The sequence below is a fragment of the Glycocaulis sp. genome (assembly GCF_052168375.1).
Lineage (GTDB): Bacteria > Pseudomonadota > Alphaproteobacteria > Caulobacterales > Maricaulaceae > Glycocaulis.
The window spans coordinates 1-1158 of sequence record NZ_JBQLZR010000155.1 but is presented as its reverse complement, the minus strand read 5'-3'; the positions used below and the strand labels follow the sequence as shown (position 1 = coordinate 1158).

1 protein-coding gene is annotated in these 1158 nt (G+C 64.1%); it reads left to right on the top strand.

Annotation, left to right across the window (positions count from 1 at the left end):
* Positions 1-11: 11 nt before the first annotated feature.
* On the top strand, positions 12-1158 hold a 1147-nt coding region (locus ACTS2Z_RS06200), incomplete at its 3' end, for a phosphoenolpyruvate carboxylase (RefSeq protein ID WP_442572350.1).

The window sequence follows — 1158 nt, the reverse complement described above, 5'->3', positions numbered from 1 at the left end:
AAAGCCTGGCCATGGAGACCATGGTCGGCCCGACGTTGACGGCGCATCCGACCGAGACCAAGAGGGTCACAGTCCTGGAGATCCATCGGCGCATCTATCGGCTCCTGGTTCAATTGGAGAACGACCGCTGGACACCTCGTGAGCGAGAGGCGCTGCTCGACGAGATCACAGACGAGATCGACCTTCTGTGGATGACGGGCGAGTTGCGGCTGGACCGCCCAACACCCGACGACGAAATCGCGGGCGGGCTGCATTTTTTCCGGGATGTTCTGTTTGATGCTGTGCCGCAGGTCTTCGAAAGCTTCCTGCGTGCCGTCGCAGCGGGTCAGGCGGCGGAGGCAGTGCCGCGCCTGCGTTTCCATTCCTGGATCGGCGGTGATCGCGATGGAAACCCGAACATCTCGACGCAGGTTACCGAACGCGCGCTGATTGCGGGGCGGCGTACGGTTCTCGCAAAGTACTGCGCGCTTCTGACGCAGGCTGCGGCCAGGCTGTCGATCAGTGACCGCATCATGCCGATGGCACCGGCCGAGGCCGAAGCTCTGCGTCGAATCGTGACCGATCCGGGCAAGGTGGCGCGCAATGCCAACGAGCTGTTCCGCCAAGCGGTCTCGGCGATCAAGTTGCGGCTCGAATCCGACGGCTATGGACATGTCTCCGCCTTCGTTGCCGATCTGCGGGCGGTGGAGAGCGCGCTTTCGAGCCTCGAGGCGGGGCACCAAGCGGCGCGGCACATAAGACCTGTCCGCTGGCTTGCCGAAGTATTTGGGTTCCGCACGGTCACGCTCGACATCCGGCAGAACGCAACCGTCACGAATGCGGTTCTCCGCGAGGTCTGGCAGGCCGCCGACGAGGAGTCGGCACCGGACCCCGGCACCGGGGCCTGGTCGCACCGCCTGCGCCAAGAGCTTTCGGCCGAGACGCTGCCCCCGATCACGGTCGCGGCATTGTCGCCGATGGCGCAAGATCTCTTTGGGCTCCTCGAGATGATGCGAAATGTCGTCGCGGGCGACGACCCGCAGGCGATCGGTCCTTTCATTCTTTCGATGACAAGCTCGGCCGACGACCTCCTCGCTGTCTTGTTGCTGGCGCGATATGCCGGCTTCGACCGCGAAACCCCCGAGCTGAACCTGGTTCCCCTGTTTGAAACCATCGCCG